The sequence below is a fragment of the Arthrobacter sp. UYCu723 genome, from assembly GCF_054059215.1.
This window is the reverse complement of sequence record NZ_JBSSBW010000001.1, coordinates 2624005-2638290: the sequence shown is the minus strand read 5'-3', so window position 1 is coordinate 2638290 and position 14286 is coordinate 2624005. Positions and strand designations below refer to the sequence as shown.

The window sequence follows — 14286 nt, the reverse complement described above, 5'->3', positions numbered from 1 at the left end:
GCGCGGCTAGGCCGGGACCAGGACGGCTTCCCGCTTGCCGGCGTCCTTGCGGATGGTCGCGCTGATGACGGCGGCGATGGTGCACATCGCGGCGGCCCCGAACCAGGCGTAGGTGTACTGGCCCGTGGCGTCCCGGATGGCGCCTGCCGCCAGCGCCGCGGCGGCCGCCCCGAGCTGGTGGGCGGCGAACACCCAGCCGAACACCACGCTGCCGTCGGCTCCGAACACCTGGCGGCAGATCGCGGCGGTCGGCGGTACGGTGGCCACCCAGTCCAGGCCGTAGATCACCACGAACACGATCATGCTGGGCTGCACCGTGGCGCTGAGCAGCAGGGGAAGCACCAGCAGGCCGATCCCGCGGAACTGGTAGTACACCGCGAGCAGGATCCGCGGGTTGTACCGGTCGGTGAGCCAGCCGGAGGCGATGGTCCCGAGGATGTCGAAGATCCCGACGACGGCCAGCAAGCCTGCCGCGGTGGTTTCGGCCATGCCGTGATCGTGCGCGGAAGGGATGAAGTGTGTGCCGATCAGCCCGTTCGTCGTGGCGCCGCAGATGGCGAACCCGGCGACGAGGGCCCAGAAGGTCCGGACCTTGCTGGCCCGCTTGAGCGCCTGCAGTGCCCGCACGGCGGCGTTCCGGCGCGGTTCCGCGGGCTCCGCCGGGATTTCCGGCTCTTCCGTAGATGGTTCCCCGGCGTCTGGTTCCCCGGCGGCTTCCGACTCGGCACCGTAAGGCAGCACGCCGGCGTCGGCCGGTGAGTTCTTGAGGAATTTCAGCACGAGCGGGACGACGGCCAGCGCGCCCGCGGCGATCAGCAGCGAGGCCTGGCGCCAGCCCGGGTCCTGGGCGAGCATGGCGATGAAGGGCAGGAAGACCAGCTGCCCGGCGGCGCTGCCAGCAGTGAGGATGCCGATCACCAGGCCGCGGCTCTTGGCGAACCAGGTGTTGGCGATCGTGGCGGCGAAGACCAGTGCCATGGAACCCGTACCCAGCCCGATCAGCAGCCCCCAGGTGAGCAGGATCTGCCAGGACTGGTTGACCAGGACGGTCAGGGCGCTGCCGGCCCCGATCAGCACGAGCGCCACGGACGTGACGGCGCGGATGCCGAAGCGTTCCATCAGGGCCGCGGCGAACGGTGCCGTGAGGCCGAAGAGCACGAGGTTGATGCTGACGGCGGAGGAGAGCACCGTGGTGGACCAGCCGAATTCGTTCTGCAGCGGCACCATCATCACCCCGGGCGCGGCCCGGAAGCCCGCGGCGCCGACCAGCGCGAGGAAAGCGACCGCCGCGACGATCCAGGCCGGGTGCAGCCGCCGCTTGGGGACCTGCCGGGGGCGTTGCCGAGGGGTGGTTTTGGGCGCGCTCATGCCGCGGTTCCGTTCTGGGAGGGGGCCTTGAGGGACGTGACCGGGGTGGAGGTGGCGAGGGGTACGGGCTCGGTGGTGCGGGTGAGGCTGTGCCAGCTGGTGTTGTCCGCCGTGAGCCGTTCCCCGCAGGCCGTGCACGTGTCGGCGGAGGAGGTGCGGGCCCCGCAGCCCGAATGGATAACGAACATGTGGGCCTGCTCGGACGGCGCGGGGAGATGCTTTTCGGCCCAGAGAACGACGGCGTTGAGCACCGGCAGTGCGTCTTCGCCTTTGGCGGTGAGGACGTACTCCTGGCGGGTGCGGCCGCCGTCGTCGTAGGGCCGGCGGGTGAGCAGCCCGGCGCCGACGAGCGCCGAGAGGCGTTTGGTCAGCACGGAATCCGCCGCCCCCAGCCGCGCCTTGATGGCGTCGAAGCGGCCGTTGCCGAAGAAGATCTCACGAAGGACCAGCATGCCCCAGGGGTCGCCCAGGATGTCCAGGCCGCGGGCCATGCTGCAGTTCCGCGCGGACCAGTCGGATCGAAGTGCCATGCCGAAACCCTAGCTGACTACGTTCAAGAAAGCTAGACCCGAAGCCGAACGGACACGTCGCGCCCGACTTTTCCCGATTCGCGGGCGCGAACTGCCCGCTCGGGGTGGCGTGGGGAGGGGTGGCGTGGGGATGGGCGGGGAGGGGTGGGAGCGGCCGTGTCTACTGCGCCTGGCGCAGGGGTGTCCGGGAGGGCCGGTAGGCCAGCGCCCAGTAGGCCAGCATGGCGATGCCGCAGACCACGCCCAAGCTCGCGACGATGAGCTGCCACTGGGTCTGCGGATCCTTGCCCCACTCCTGCGCGCCGGCCATCACCGAAAGGTACTTGGGCGTCAGGTAGAACGCGACGGCGGTGGCGGCGACGATGATCCAGCCGGCCAGCCGCATCTTCCCGTCCCGGGACGGCACCCGGTGGATCGCGAAGCCCATCGACGGCAGCGCCACGGCCATCCAGACCCAGTGGTGGGACCAGGACACGGGGCTGACCAACAGCATCAGCACAGCAGTGGCGGACACGGCCACGAAGTTCTCGTCCGCGTCCACCGCCCACTTGACCACCAGCGCTGCCACCGCGGCCAGGGCCAGGGAGACCACCAGCCACAGGACGCTGGTCACGCCGGAGTCGGGCAGGCCCAGATGCAGCAGCAGGCCCTTGACGGAGAGGTTATCCACGTAGGCCGGTCCGCCGATCCGCCCGGTGTCCGGCAGGATCTTGGTCCAGAACGTGACCGAGGCCGTCGGCAGCAGGGCCCAGGCCGCCGCGATGGAGCCGAAGAAGCCGGCGGCCATCCAGCCGAGCGCCTTGAAGTCGCGGCGGACCAGGAAGTACAGCCCGAACGCGAGCGGGGTCAGCTTGATCCCGGCCGCAATGCCGATCAGCAGCCCGGCAGGCCAGCGGATTTCCCCGGCCCGGACCTTTCCGTGCAACGCGAAGTCGGCCAGGATCAGGCCCATCAGGATGATGTTGATCTGGCCGAAGTCGAAGGTGTCCCGCCAGGGTCCCAGCAGCAGGATCGCCGCGGTGCCGGCGAGAGCCATGGCCCGGAAGCGCCAGTCGGCCACCGCGTCCCGCCAGCGGCCGAGGCGGAAGTAGTGCCGTGCCAGCCACGCGGAGACAATCGCGGCGCCTAGCAGCGCCGTGGTGATGAAGACCAGGCTGCCCGCGTCCTGGCCGAGCGAGGCGAGCGCCGCGAACAGGAGCGCGGCGAACGGCGGATAGGTGAACGGCAGCCCGTCCCGCGGGGCATAGAGCTCGTTGACGCCGGTCTCGCCGGTCTGCAGCACCCGGCTGCCGCCGTAGAAGTAGACCTCGAAGTCGTTCATCAGCGGGGTGTAGGCGCTGTACAGCACCACCAGGGCGGCGACGACGGCGAGCGCGCCGGCCGCCGTCGCGAGCCAGCCGCGGGTGGTTGAGGACTTGGCCCTGGCGGTGGTGGTCACTGCTTGCTAGCTGCCTGACTCGAGGCCGGCGAGGGCCTGCTCGAGGTCGGCGATGAGGTCCTCGACGTCCTCGATGCCGCAGGAGAGGCGGATCAGGTTGACCGGGACCGCCAGCTCCGTGCCCTTGACCGAGGCGTGCGTCATTTCGGACGGGTAGTTCATGAGGGACTCGATGCCGCCGAGGGACTCGGCGAGGGTGAACACGGAGGTCGATTCGGCCACCTTGCGTGCCGCCGCCTCGCCGCCCTTGAACTGCACCGAGATCATGCCGCCGAACTTCTTCATCTGCTTTTTGGCCAGCTCGTGGCCGGGGTGCGAGGGCAGGCCCGGGTACAGCACGGCTTCCACCTCGGGGCGCTGCAGCAGCCACTCGGCCACGGCCTGGGCGTTGTCGCTGTGCCGGTCCATCCGGACGCCCAGGGTCTTGAGGCCGCGGGTGGTGAGGAAGGCGTCCATCGGGCCGGACACGGCGCCGACGGCGAACTGCACGAAGCCGATTTTCTCGGCCAGTTCCGCGTCGTTGACAATGATCGCGCCGCCGACGACGTCGGAGTGCCCGCCGATGTACTTGGTGGTCGAGTGCACCACGACGTCGGCGCCGAGGGCCAGCGGGGTCTGCAGGTACGGCGAGGCGAAGGTGTTGTCCACCACGAGGAGGGCGCCGGCGTCGTGTGCCAGCTTGGCGAGGGCCTCGATGTCGGTGATTTTCATCATCGGGTTCGACGGTGTCTCCACCCACACGAGCCGGGTCTTGCCGCCGTCGGATCCGCCCGCAGCAATGGCCTTGGCCACGGCGTCGAGATCGGACATGTCCACCGGGGTGTTGCCGATGCCCCACTCCCCCAGGACCCGGCTGATCAGCCGGTAGGTGCCGCCGTAGGCGTCGTTGCCGAGCACGATGTGGTCGCCCGGCCGGGTCAGGGCGCGGATCATCGAGTCCTCGGCGGCGAGGCCGGAGCTGAAGGAGAACGCGGAGGTCCCGCCTTCCAGCGCGGCCAGCTGTTCCTGCAGCGAGTCACGGGTGGGGTTGGTGCCCCGGCCGTATTCGTAGCCGGCGCGCAGCACGCCGATCGCCTCCTGGGCGTAGGTGGAGGAGAAGTGGACCGGCGGCACGACGGCGCCGGTGCGCGGCTCGAAGGCCTGGCCGGCATGCACGGCGCGGGTGTTGAAGCCTGTGTTTTTGGAGGCGGTGCTTTTTGAGGACGAGTTTTCTGCCAAAGACATGTGCGGTCCTTTCGGCCGGTGTCCGGGGCGCCCGGGAAGGGCGGGTCCGGGCTCCGGTTCAGTTGCGGAGGTCAGTTGCTGCGGTCAGTTGCTGAGGTAGGCGAGGAGGTCGTGGCGGGTCAGGATCCCCACCGGAGCGCCGACGAAGGTCACCATCAGGGTGTCGGTGTCGGAAAGGAGCTCGCGGGCCGTCGAGATCGATTCGAGCGAACCGATCACGGGCAGCCGCGGTTCCATGTGTTCGGAAATCTTGTCCGTCAGCTTCGCCTCGCCGCGGAAAAGCTTGGCCGTGAGGGTGCGTTCGTCGACGGCGCCGAGCACCTCGCCCATCACCACCGGCGGCTCCTGGGACAGCACGGGGATGTGCGAGACGCCGTACTCGTTCATGATGTTGATGACGTCGCGCACGGTCTCGTTGGGGTGGATATGCACCAGGTCCGGCAGTTCGCCGGTCTTGGACTTGAGGACTTCCCCCACGGAGGCTTCGTCGCCGCTGGCGAGGAAGCCGTAGGAGCGCATCCACTGGTCGTTGAAGATCTTGGCCAGGTAGCCCCGGCCGGAGTCCGGCAGGATCACGACCACGACGGCATCGTCCGGCAGGTCCTTGGCGACCTCCAAGGCGGCGACGACGGCCATGCCGGAGGAGCCGCCCACCAGCAGGCCTTCCTCGCGGGCCAGCCGGCGCGTCATCGCGAAGGAATCGGCGTCGCTGACGGCGATGACGGCGTCCGGAACGGATTTGTCGTAGTTGGCGGGCCACATGTCCTCGCCGACGCCCTCGACGAAGTACGGCCGGCCGGTGCCGCCGGAGTAGACCGAACCCGCCGGGTCGGCGCCGATGATCCTGACCACGCCGCCGTCGGCCGCGGGACGCGCGGCGGAGATTTCCTTCAGGTACCGGCCGGTGCCGGTGATCGTGCCTCCGGTGCCGGCGCCGATCACGCAATGCGTCACCCGGCCGTCGGTGTCCTGCCAGATTTCCGGGCCGGTGGATTCGTAGTGGCTGGCCGGGGCCGCCGGGTTGGAGAACTGGTCCGGCTTATACGCTCCGGGAATCTCCGTGACCAGCCGGTCCGAGACGCTGTAGTAGCTTTGCGGGCTGTCAGGGGGGACGGACGTCGGCGTGACCACTACTTCGGCGCCGTAGGCCTGAAGCACGGCCCGCTTGTCCTCGCCGACCTTGTCCGGGACCACGAAGATGCACCGGTAGCCCTTCTGCTGGGCCACGAGCGCCAGGCCGACGCCGGTGTTGCCGGAAGTAGGTTCCACGATGGTGCCGCCGGGCAGGAGCTTGCCGGTGCGTTCGGCTTCCTCGATCATCTTCACCGCGATGCGGTCCTTGATGGAACCGCCGGGGTTCAGGTATTCCAGCTTCACCAGGACCGTGGCCCCGATGCCGTCGGTAACGTGGTGCAGCTTGACGAGCGGCGTATTGCCGATGAGGTCCAGAACGGACTGGGCGTACTTCATAGGTACAAAGTTACCGTCTCCCCGGCCGCAGGCACGTTGCCGGCACTTCGCCGGCGGTCCCGCGGGCCGCGGGTGCGAGGATTGGGCGGTGACGAGCCGGCGCTGGCTGAAGAGAGTGAGAAGCTATCTGCTCCCCGTCGGCATGCTGCTGACCGGGGTCGCTGCGTTGGTTTCCGGCCTGTTGCCGGTGCTGGCGTTCCAGGAGCTGGCTGCCCGGACCGTGCCCGTGCTCGCGTTTGTGGTGGCCATGTCGCTCGTGACCGAGCTGGTCGACGACGCCGGGCTGTTCCGGGTGGTCACGGAGCGTCTCGCGGCGCTGGGCCGGGGCCGCGTGCTCCTGCTCTGGCTCCTCGTGATCGCACTCGCCACCGTGTCCACAGTGTTCCTGTCCCTGGACACGACGGCGGTGCTGGTGACACCCGTCGTCGTGCTGCTGGCCGTCCACGCCCGGATCCCGCCGCTGCCGTTCGCGCTGACCACCATCTGGTTGGCCAACACCGCGTCGTTGCTCCTGCCCGTGTCCAACCTGACCAACCTCCTGGCCCAGGACCGGCTCCGGCTCAGTCCGGCCGGGTTCGCCGGACTGGTCTGGGCCCCGGCGCTCGTGGGCATCCTGGTCCCGCTGGGGCTGCTTTGGCTGGCTTTCCGGAAGGACCTCCGCGGCCGCTACGGCCCGCAGCCGGTCCACAAAGTCCGGGACCGGGTGCTGCTGTATTCGGCGGCGGGCGTGATGCTGCTCCTGCTTCCGGCCCTGATCTCCGGTGTTCCGGTCCAGATTCCGGCCATCGCCGCTGCGGTGGTCCTGCTGCTGCTGTTCCTGTGGCGCCGCCGTTCCGCGCTTCGCTGGTCGATGATCCCCTGGCGGCCGCTCATGCTCACTGCGGGACTGTTCATGGTGGTGGAGGCCCTGCACGCGCACGGACTGACGCGTTTCCTCTCGGGCATCGCCGGATCCGGGGAACGCCTGCCGGCGCTGCTGCAGCTGGCCGCACTGGGCGCGGGTGCCTCGAACGCGGTCAACAATCTCCCTGCCTATCTGGCGCTGGAACCGGTGGGCGGCTCCCCGGCACGGCTCGCAGCCCTGCTGATCGGGGTCAACCTCGGGCCGCTCGTGACACCGTGGGCGTCCCTGGCGACGCTGCTCTGGCACGAGCGGCTCCGCACGCTCAACGTCGAGATCCGCTGGGGCGGCTTCGCCCTGGCCGGCCTCGCCGCCGTCGTGCTCACGGTGCCGCTGGCGGTCCTGGCGCTCTGGCTCGTGACGGGGATGCGCTGAGTCCCTCAGGCGCCGGGCGCGAGCAGCCCGCCCGGCACGGGCATCAGGCGCCGATGTCGTTCCCGGCGGCAGCGGTGCCGGCGGTGGAGGCAGCGCCGCCTTCAGGCACGGCGTTCTGCCAGAGGCCGACGATGTTGCCTTCGGTGTCCTTGAAGTAGGCAGACCACCCCATACTGCCCACTTCCTGCCGCGGCATGACCGTGCTTCCGCCCAGGGCATTGATCGACTCCAGCGCGGCGTCGATGTCGTCGACGTCCACAGTCACCACGGGAGAGGTGACGGTTCCTTGACGGCGGAACATGCCGCCGTTGATGGAGCCCGGAACGGAAGGCATGCCTGATTCGTCCGTCGGCGTTGTCTGGATCATGGTGTAGCTCAGCTCCGGCATCGGATTTACGGTCCACCCGAACGCCGAGCTGTAGAACTTCCCCGCGCGGACTTCGTCGTCGGCGGGGATCTCGAAGTGCACTACTCCTCGGGCCATTACGCTCACCTGATATTCCAAAGTTGGCCAGAAAGGCCAGGCGCGGGCGGTCCGCGCCACAACCGGAGTCTAATACCGGGCACCCGCGGAGTTAAGAGCCCTTTGGCCCACGCCGCCTGCCCGCGGATCCGGTGCCTGTCAGTCGTTCATGGGAACATGTTTGAATGACCATCGCAGACGTCCCCGCGGGCTTTGCCGCCGCGGCGGACGCTTCGTCGCGGTGGCATCCGGGCGGTCCTTTCGACCTGATGCAGACCCTCGGCACGCTCCTGCGAGGCCACGGCGATCCCTCCATCCGCACCGCCCCGGACGGGGTCTGGCTGGCGTTTACGACGCCGTCCGGTCCGGCCACGCTTCGTCTCAGCGGCGCCGGCCCGCGGGCGGACCCGGCCGTCGATGTGCAGGCCTGGGGTCCCGGCGCCGTCGATGCCGTAGATTCCGTACCGCGCATGTTGGGGCGCGACGACGACTGGTCCGCCTTTGATGAGCCCGCTTTCCACGCCACGCTGCCCCTGATGGTGGTTGAAGCCCGACGGCGGAACCGGGCCGTGCGGCTGCCCGCCACCGGCCGAATGATCGACTCGCTCGTGCCGACGATCCTGGAGCAGAAGGTCACTGTCATCGAGGCCCGCCGCGGGTACCGCTACCTGATGCACCGCTTCGGAACCCCCGCCCCCGGGGCCGGCACCGTCGCGCCCGCCAACTTGCTGGTCCAGCCAACGGCCGGGCAGTGGCTGCGCATTCCGTCCTGGGAGTGGCACAAGGCCGGCGTGGGGCCGCAGCGCTCGGCGGCCGTCATGCGGGCGCTGCGTTCCGCCGCCGCGCTGGAACGTCTCGCGGCCCTGCCGGCGGCGGAAGCGGGCGCGAAGCTGCAGACCATCCCCGGAATCGGGGCCTGGACCGCGGCCGAGGTGGTGCAGCGGACGCACGGCTGCCCGGATTCCATCGCTGTGGGCGACTACCATCTGGCGGCCTATGTGGGCGCGGCGCTGACCGGGCGCAGGACGGACGACGCCGGCATGCTGCGGCTGCTCGCGCCGTGGTCCGGCCACCGGCAGCGGGTGGTCCGGATGATCGGGTTGAGCGGCTTCCGGAAACCGACCTTCGGCCCGCGGATGACCATCCAGGACCACCGCGGCCACTGACGGCCGGCAGTCCCTACCCTCACAGCGGTGCTACAGGCCCAGTCTGGCCACGGCTTCCTGGCGCATGTCCACCTTACGGATCTTGCCGGAAACGGTCATCGGGAAGCTCTCGCGGACGTCGACGTACCGCGGGATCTTGTAATGCGCGAGCTTGCCGCGGCAGAACTCCGCCAAGGCGGCCGCGTCCAGCGGCGCTGCCCCGGGCTTCAGGATCACGCAGGCCATCAGCTCCTCGCCGTACCTGGCATCCGGGACACCGATCACCTGCACGTCCTGGATGTCCGGGTGGGTGTAGAGGAACTCCTCGATTTCACGCGGGTAGATGTTCTCGCCGCCGCGGATCACCAGGTCCTTGATCCGGCCCTCGATCACGAGGTAGCCGTCCTCGTCCATCCGGGCCAGGTCACCGGTGTGCATCCACCCTTCGGCGTCGATGGCCTCGGCGGTCTTGTCCGGCTGGTTCCAGTACCCCTTCATGACGGAGTAGCCGCGGGTGCAGAGCTCGCCGATCCCGCCGCGCTGCAGCACTTCCCCGGTCACCGGGTCCACGATCCGGTTTTCGAGCTGCGGCATGGTCCGTCCCACGGTCTCGGTGCGCTGGGCCATGGTGTCCACGCTCCGGGTCATGGTGGATACCGGGGAGGTCTCGGTCATGCCGTAACAGATGGCCACGTCCACCATGTTCATCTCCGAACTGACTCGGTTCATCACCTCGATGGGGCACAGCGACCCGGCCATCACACCGGTGCGCAGGGTGGAGAGGTCATAGGAGGCGAAGTCGGGCAGCGCCAGCTCGGCGATGAACATCGTGGGCACGCCATAGAGCGAGGTTCCGCCGAAGTCCTGCACGGCCTCGAGGGCCGCTGCGGGCGAGAATCCGCGTCCCGGGATGATGGCGGCGCCGCCGTGGCTGAGGGTGGCCAGGTTCCCGATCACCATGCCGAAGCAGTGGTAGAAGGGCACCGGGAGGACGACGCGGTCGTGCTCGGTGTAGTCCAGCAGTTCGCCGATCGAGTAGCCGTTGTTGAGGATGTTGTGATGCGTGAGCGTGGCCCCCTTGGGGAAACCCGTGGTTCCGGAGGTGTACTGCAGATTGATGGCGTCGTGCGGGTCCAGTTCCGCCATACGCGCCTTCAGGGCCGAATGCGCGACGTCGTCAGCCCGCTTGAGCAGCTCCGCGTAGGTCCGCTCCGCCTCGCTTTCCGGGATGCCGGCGGTGAGCCCGGCCAGTCCGGCGTCGGGCAGGAAGACCAGCTCACGCAGTTCGGGGCATTCGGCCAGCGCCTGCCGGGCCATGCCGGTGTAGTCGCTGTTCCGGTCCGACGGTGCCGCGACCAGCATGCGCATGCCGTTCTGCTTGACTACGAACTCCAGCTCGTGGCTGCGGTAGGCGGGGTTCACGTTGACCAGGATTGCCCCGACCTTCGCCGTCGCGTACTGCAGGATGGTCCATTCGGCGCAGTTCGGGCTCCAGATGCCCACCCGCTCGCCCGTGGCCACGCCGAGGGCCAGCAGCGCGCGGCCGACGCGGTCGACGTCGTCGTTCAGTTTGGTGTAGCTCCACCGTCGCGCTTCCTCACCCGGCACCGCGGCGGCCTCGATCAGGGCGTCGTGGAAGGGAAACCTCGCGACGATCCGTTCGAAATTCTGGCCGATGGTTTCCTCGAGCAGCGGGACGTCAGTGTCCCCGGCTGTGTAAGCAAGCATGGTGTGACGCTACCAACAGACCGGCGGCAAAAGAAGAGCGATGCTTGGAAGTCCTACGAAATGTTCCGGCGTGGATGCCACGGCCCGGTATTGTGAAAAGCATGAGTGCACCCGTTGACCTTCAGGCCATTTTCATCCCCAACGACGGCGAGTTCTTCCGCGTGAAGCTCGCGCTGGAAATCGCGATTGACGAGGTGGTGGCCGAACCGGGCTGCATCCGTTACGAGCTCACCGAGGCCAGCAACGACAAGCTGGTGCTGACGGAACAGTGGGCCTCGCAGGCCGACCTGGACACCCACTCCAAGGGCACCGCGGTCCAGGACCTCAACGAGTCCCTCAGCGCCCTGCTGGCCGAGCCTGTCAGGCTCGAGCGGCTCTAGCTAGCAGGGGCGCCCGGAAACCACGGAGCGGTGGTCGTCGCGCAGGCTGACGGCGACGACGATGACGTGGTGATCCCGAAGCTTCGTCGTTGGAGTAGTACTGGAAGGGTCCTAACTGAGGGGTGCTCAACCCGCTAGTGGTGTGTCTCAGTTTTGCTTGACGGTTTGGAGTGCGACGCGGCCGCGGGCGACTTTTTCGAGGATGGATTCCGCTGTCGCCGTCCACACCAAGGGCTTGGGCTCATCGTTGTGGGCGGCGAGGTATCCCTCGATCGCCGTGATCAGGTCCGGGACTGAGTGGAACGCTCCGCGCCGCAGGGCCTTGTCCGTCAGTTCCCGGAACCACCGCTCGACCAGGTTCAGCCAGGACGAGGAGGTGGGCGTGAAATGCAGGTGGAACCGGGGATGTTTCTCCAGCCAGGCCTTCACGTTGGCATGTTTGTGTGTCGCGTAGTTGTCCAGTATCAGGTGCACCTCCAGTCCGTCCGGGACTTCCCTCTCGAGTGTCTTCAGGAACGTCAGGAACTCGTTGTGCCGGTGTTTGGGCAGACAGGAACCGATGACCTTGCCGGTGGCCACATCGAGGGCGGCGAACAGGGTGGTCGTGCCGTTGCGCTTGTAGTCATGGGTCATCGTTTCGCCCCGGCCCTTCTTCATCGGCAGTGACGGCTGGGTCCGGTCCAGGGCCTGGATCGAGGACTTCTCATCCATGCACAACACGATCGCCTGCTCCGGCGGGTTCAGATACAGGCCCACCACATCGATGAGTTTCTCCTCGAACCGCGGATCGGTGGAAAGCTTGAACGCCTCCACCCGGTGCGGCTTCAGCCCCCGCGCGGCCCAGATCCGCTGCACCTGCGCCGGGGACACCCCGACCTTCGCGGCCATGGTCCGCACCGACCAGTGCGTATGCCCTTCCGGCCTGGAGTTCCGCGTCAGCTCAACGATCTCATCGATCTTCGACTGCGGAATCGAGGGCTTACGGCCCCGCCCGGCACGGACCTTCCCCAGCTTCGCCAGGCCCTCATCCTCGAACCGGGCCCGCCACGCACGCACCGTCCCCGGGCTTGTCCCGGCGACCTTCGCGATCGATTCATTGGCCGGCCCCTCCGCGGCCAACAACAAGACCTGTGCCCGCTGCACCTCACGATGGGACGCCGTCTGCGATTTCGACAGCACCTCCAACGCGGCACGCTGACCATCGGAGACCACCAAAGCAGGAGCTGGATTCGACATACCCCCAGTTTAACCCAGCACTCATAGACTATTTTGGAGACACACCACTAGCTTGACCTAACCAGCGTGAACGGACGGCGACGACCAGTTGCCGCCGGCGCCGCCCTAAAATGTCGGTGCCTCCTGAGATGCTTTCGGTATGGATAGCAGAACAGCCTGGAGTGCGGAAAGCAGGGAGGCCCTGGCGGCCGTCGCCGCGTCCGCTGCTGTGCTTGCTGCCTTCACCGGCGCCGGCGCGGACCGCACTGATCCGCCCGGCGCCGATCCGCTGCGAAACGCCGATCCGCTGCGGAATCTGGCGGATGCCTGCCTGGACGGTCTCGCCGAGGTGGCCCGGCTGGAAGCCCGGACCGCCGCGCTGAAGGTCAGGCTGGCCGCCGAATACGTGCAGGCAACCAGGGCCCTGGCCTCACCCGCGGCGTCCCCGCAGGAACACACCGCCCAGGAGATGGCCCTGGTCGCGGAGGTCGCCTGTGTCCTGACCGTCAGCGAACGGACCGCCGGAGCCCTCCTGTCCGAATGCCAGGCCCTGACGACGGCGCTGCCGCTGACCCTGACGGCCCTTCAGGCCGGGACGATCTCCTGGCAGCACGCCCGGATCATCGTCGACGAAACCAGCAGCCTGGATCCCGCCGGAGCGGCCGCGCTGGAAGCCCACTTCCTGGACCCCGGCGCCTCCAACCCCGCCCGCGGGTGCCGGGCCGGGGACCTCGTCCCGTCCCGGTTCCGCGCCAAAGCACGCGCCTGGCGGGAACGCCACCACCTGGTCAGCATCGAAAAACGCCACACCAAAAGCGCCGAGGACCGCCGGGTCGAATACATCCCGGACCGGGACGGCATGGCCTGGCTCTCCGCCTACCTCCCGGCAGACACCGCCGCAGGGATCTGGGAACGGACCACCGCCGCCGCCCGCGCCCTCCAGGGCCCGGCCGAGGCCCGGCCCCTGGCCCAGCTCCGCGCCGACACCACCGCCACCTGGCTCCTCACCAGCCACACCACCGGCACCGGCACCACCAGCGGCGGAACGGCCGGCGGCGGAACCGGCACGGGCGGGGGTGTGGCCGGGGGCGTGGCCGGGGGTGTCCCGTCCCCGCGGGCGCAGGTCCTGATCACCGTCCCGGTCCTGTCCCTCCTGGGCGCCACCGACGAACCAGCCACCCTGGACGGGTACGGGCCGATCCCGCCGTCGATGGCCCGCCGCCTGATCGCCGACGGCGCCGACTCCTTCCACCGCGTCCTGACCGACCCCCGCGACGGCGCACCCCTGGAAATCGGACGGACCAGCTACCGCGTCACGAAGGCCCAGCGTCAATGGCTCCGGCTCCGCGACGGCAAGTGCCCCTTCCCCGGCTGCAGCAACCACTCCCTGGACAACGAAGCAGACCACCTCCTGGCCTGGGCCGACGGAGGCAACACCGGCATCTCCAACCTCGGCCAGCCCTGCCCCAGACACCACCGCCTCAAACACAGCTCCGCCTGGACACCAACCGAAGCCAGCAAAGACAACCCACCAGGGTGGACCGCACCCTCAGGCCGGCACCACCCCAGCGAACACCAGGACTGGGAACCACCCCGCTGGCCACACCACACCCGACCACAGACCCAGGCCCGGACCCAGGCACGGACACCGGCCCGGACCAAGGCCTGCCCGCGGATCCAGGACACCATCCGGACCCGGCGCCAACCGGGCACCCCGGCCCGGACCCCGGCCAGGACCCCTGCCCGGATCCCGAACCGGAACTGCCCCCGGACCCCTTCCCGGACTGGCACCAATTCACGGCCTGGGACTCATTCACAGCCTGGCACCAGTTCCCCGCCGCAGACACGGACGATCCGGGCTGGCCAGCACCCCTCGACGACCCCTTCCCGGAATGGCTCCCGTTCCGGACGGCCTCGGACAGCGCCTAGCGTTCCTTGGGTCAGTAGCGGTTTGGCTGCTTGATGCTGCCAGGCCATAGGGATTGATCATTCCGCGTGGTTCGCACCGTTTTCCGGATGGAAGATGATTGCGGGTTCCAAGGATTTTCA

The 14286-nt window shown here is 68.7% G+C and carries 12 protein-coding genes; 4 read left to right on the top strand and 8 right to left on the bottom strand.

Annotated elements, in window-relative coordinates:
- Window positions 1-6: 6 nt before the first annotated feature.
- The 5 genes from ACVWZ8_RS12400 to ACVWZ8_RS12380 form a co-directional block, all read right to left on the bottom strand.
- Complete coding sequence (locus tag ACVWZ8_RS12400) at window positions 7-1368, bottom strand: MFS transporter (protein WP_426979068.1); 1362 nt, start codon at window positions 1366-1368, stop codon at window positions 7-9.
- The gene (locus ACVWZ8_RS12395) at window positions 1365-1898 is read right to left on the bottom strand and encodes a winged helix-turn-helix transcriptional regulator (RefSeq protein ID WP_426979069.1); all 534 of its coding nucleotides are present in this window, start codon (window positions 1896-1898) and stop codon (window positions 1365-1367) included. The genes ACVWZ8_RS12400 and ACVWZ8_RS12395 overlap by 4 nt, the downstream gene beginning before the upstream one ends.
- Window positions 1899-2058: 160 nt before the next feature.
- Window positions 2059-3336 carry a glycosyltransferase family 87 protein gene (locus tag ACVWZ8_RS12390; RefSeq protein ID WP_456504801.1) on the bottom strand — a complete coding sequence of 426 codons (1278 nt, stop codon included), beginning with the start codon at window positions 3334-3336 and terminating at the stop codon, window positions 2059-2061.
- 6 nt (window positions 3337-3342) lie between these two features.
- Entirely contained in the window at window positions 3343-4560 is a 1218-nt protein-coding gene (locus tag ACVWZ8_RS12385; protein WP_426979071.1) for a cystathionine gamma-synthase, read from the bottom strand.
- Between the two features lie 84 nt (window positions 4561-4644).
- Entirely contained in the window at window positions 4645-6030 is a 1386-nt protein-coding gene (locus tag ACVWZ8_RS12380) for a cystathionine beta-synthase (protein ID WP_456504800.1), read from the bottom strand.
- Between the two features lie 142 nt (window positions 6031-6172).
- Here ACVWZ8_RS12380 and ACVWZ8_RS12375 point away from each other — a divergent pair, with 142 nt between their 5' ends.
- Complete coding sequence (locus ACVWZ8_RS12375) at window positions 6173-7306, top strand: ArsB/NhaD family transporter (RefSeq protein ID WP_426979738.1); 1134 nt, start codon at window positions 6173-6175, stop codon at window positions 7304-7306.
- A 43-nt stretch (window positions 7307-7349) separates the two neighbouring features.
- Here the strand turns inward: ACVWZ8_RS12375 and ACVWZ8_RS12370 are convergent, their stop codons facing one another.
- Entirely contained in the window at window positions 7350-7790 is a 441-nt protein-coding gene (locus ACVWZ8_RS12370) for a VOC family protein (protein ID WP_426979073.1), read from the bottom strand.
- Window positions 7791-7954: 164 nt separating this feature from the next.
- Between ACVWZ8_RS12370 and ACVWZ8_RS12365 the strand changes: the two genes are divergently transcribed.
- On the top strand, window positions 7955-8935 hold the full coding sequence (locus tag ACVWZ8_RS12365; protein WP_426979074.1) for a DNA-3-methyladenine glycosylase family protein: 981 nt from the start codon (window positions 7955-7957) through the stop codon (window positions 8933-8935).
- A 30-nt stretch (window positions 8936-8965) separates the two neighbouring features.
- Here ACVWZ8_RS12365 and ACVWZ8_RS12360 read toward each other — a convergent pair whose 3' ends face one another.
- A complete protein-coding gene (locus tag ACVWZ8_RS12360; protein WP_456504799.1) occupies window positions 8966-10642 on the bottom strand; it encodes an AMP-binding protein in 1677 nt (558 codons plus the stop codon).
- Window positions 10643-10743: 101 nt separating this feature from the next.
- Between ACVWZ8_RS12360 and ACVWZ8_RS12355 the strand changes: the two genes are divergently transcribed.
- On the top strand, window positions 10744-11022 hold the full coding sequence (locus ACVWZ8_RS12355) for a putative quinol monooxygenase (protein ID WP_456504798.1): 279 nt from the start codon (window positions 10744-10746) through the stop codon (window positions 11020-11022).
- Window positions 11023-11169: 147 nt separating this feature from the next.
- Here ACVWZ8_RS12355 and ACVWZ8_RS12350 read toward each other — a convergent pair whose 3' ends face one another.
- Complete coding sequence (locus ACVWZ8_RS12350) at window positions 11170-12258, bottom strand: IS630 family transposase (RefSeq protein WP_456504757.1); 1089 nt, start codon at window positions 12256-12258, stop codon at window positions 11170-11172.
- 139 nt (window positions 12259-12397) lie between these two features.
- Here ACVWZ8_RS12350 and ACVWZ8_RS12345 point away from each other — a divergent pair, with 139 nt between their 5' ends.
- Window positions 12398-14200 carry a DUF222 domain-containing protein gene (locus tag ACVWZ8_RS12345; protein ID WP_456504797.1) on the top strand — a complete coding sequence of 601 codons (1803 nt, stop codon included), beginning with the start codon at window positions 12398-12400 and terminating at the stop codon, window positions 14198-14200.
- Window positions 14201-14286: the final 86 nt, after the last annotated feature.

Bases quoted from the DNA above. Each gene is read 5' to 3' on its own strand.
- ACVWZ8_RS12400 (WP_426979068.1), bottom strand. From the start codon at position 1,368: ATGAGCGCGCCCAAAACCACCCCTCGGCAACGCCCCCGGCAGGTCCCC.
- ACVWZ8_RS12395 (WP_426979069.1), bottom strand. From the start codon at position 1,898: ATGGCACTTCGATCCGACTGGTCCGCGCGGAACTGCAGCATGGCCCGC.
- ACVWZ8_RS12385 (WP_426979071.1), bottom strand. From the start codon at position 4,560: ATGTCTTTGGCAGAAAACTCGTCCTCAAAAAGCACCGCCTCCAAAAAC.
- ACVWZ8_RS12380 (WP_456504800.1), bottom strand. From the start codon at position 6,030: ATGAAGTACGCCCAGTCCGTTCTGGACCTCATCGGCAATACGCCGCTC.
- ACVWZ8_RS12375 (WP_426979738.1), top strand. From the start codon at position 6,173: ATGCTGCTGACCGGGGTCGCTGCGTTGGTTTCCGGCCTGTTGCCGGTG.
- ACVWZ8_RS12370 (WP_426979073.1), bottom strand. From the start codon at position 7,790: ATGGCCCGAGGAGTAGTGCACTTCGAGATCCCCGCCGACGACGAAGTC.
- ACVWZ8_RS12365 (WP_426979074.1), top strand. From the start codon at position 7,955: ATGACCATCGCAGACGTCCCCGCGGGCTTTGCCGCCGCGGCGGACGCT.
- ACVWZ8_RS12360 (WP_456504799.1), bottom strand. From the start codon at position 10,642: ATGCTTGCTTACACAGCCGGGGACACTGACGTCCCGCTGCTCGAGGAA.
- ACVWZ8_RS12355 (WP_456504798.1), top strand. From the start codon at position 10,744: ATGAGTGCACCCGTTGACCTTCAGGCCATTTTCATCCCCAACGACGGC.
- ACVWZ8_RS12350 (WP_456504757.1), bottom strand. From the start codon at position 12,258: ATGTCGAATCCAGCTCCTGCTTTGGTGGTCTCCGATGGTCAGCGTGCC.
- ACVWZ8_RS12345 (WP_456504797.1), top strand. From the start codon at position 12,398: ATGGATAGCAGAACAGCCTGGAGTGCGGAAAGCAGGGAGGCCCTGGCG.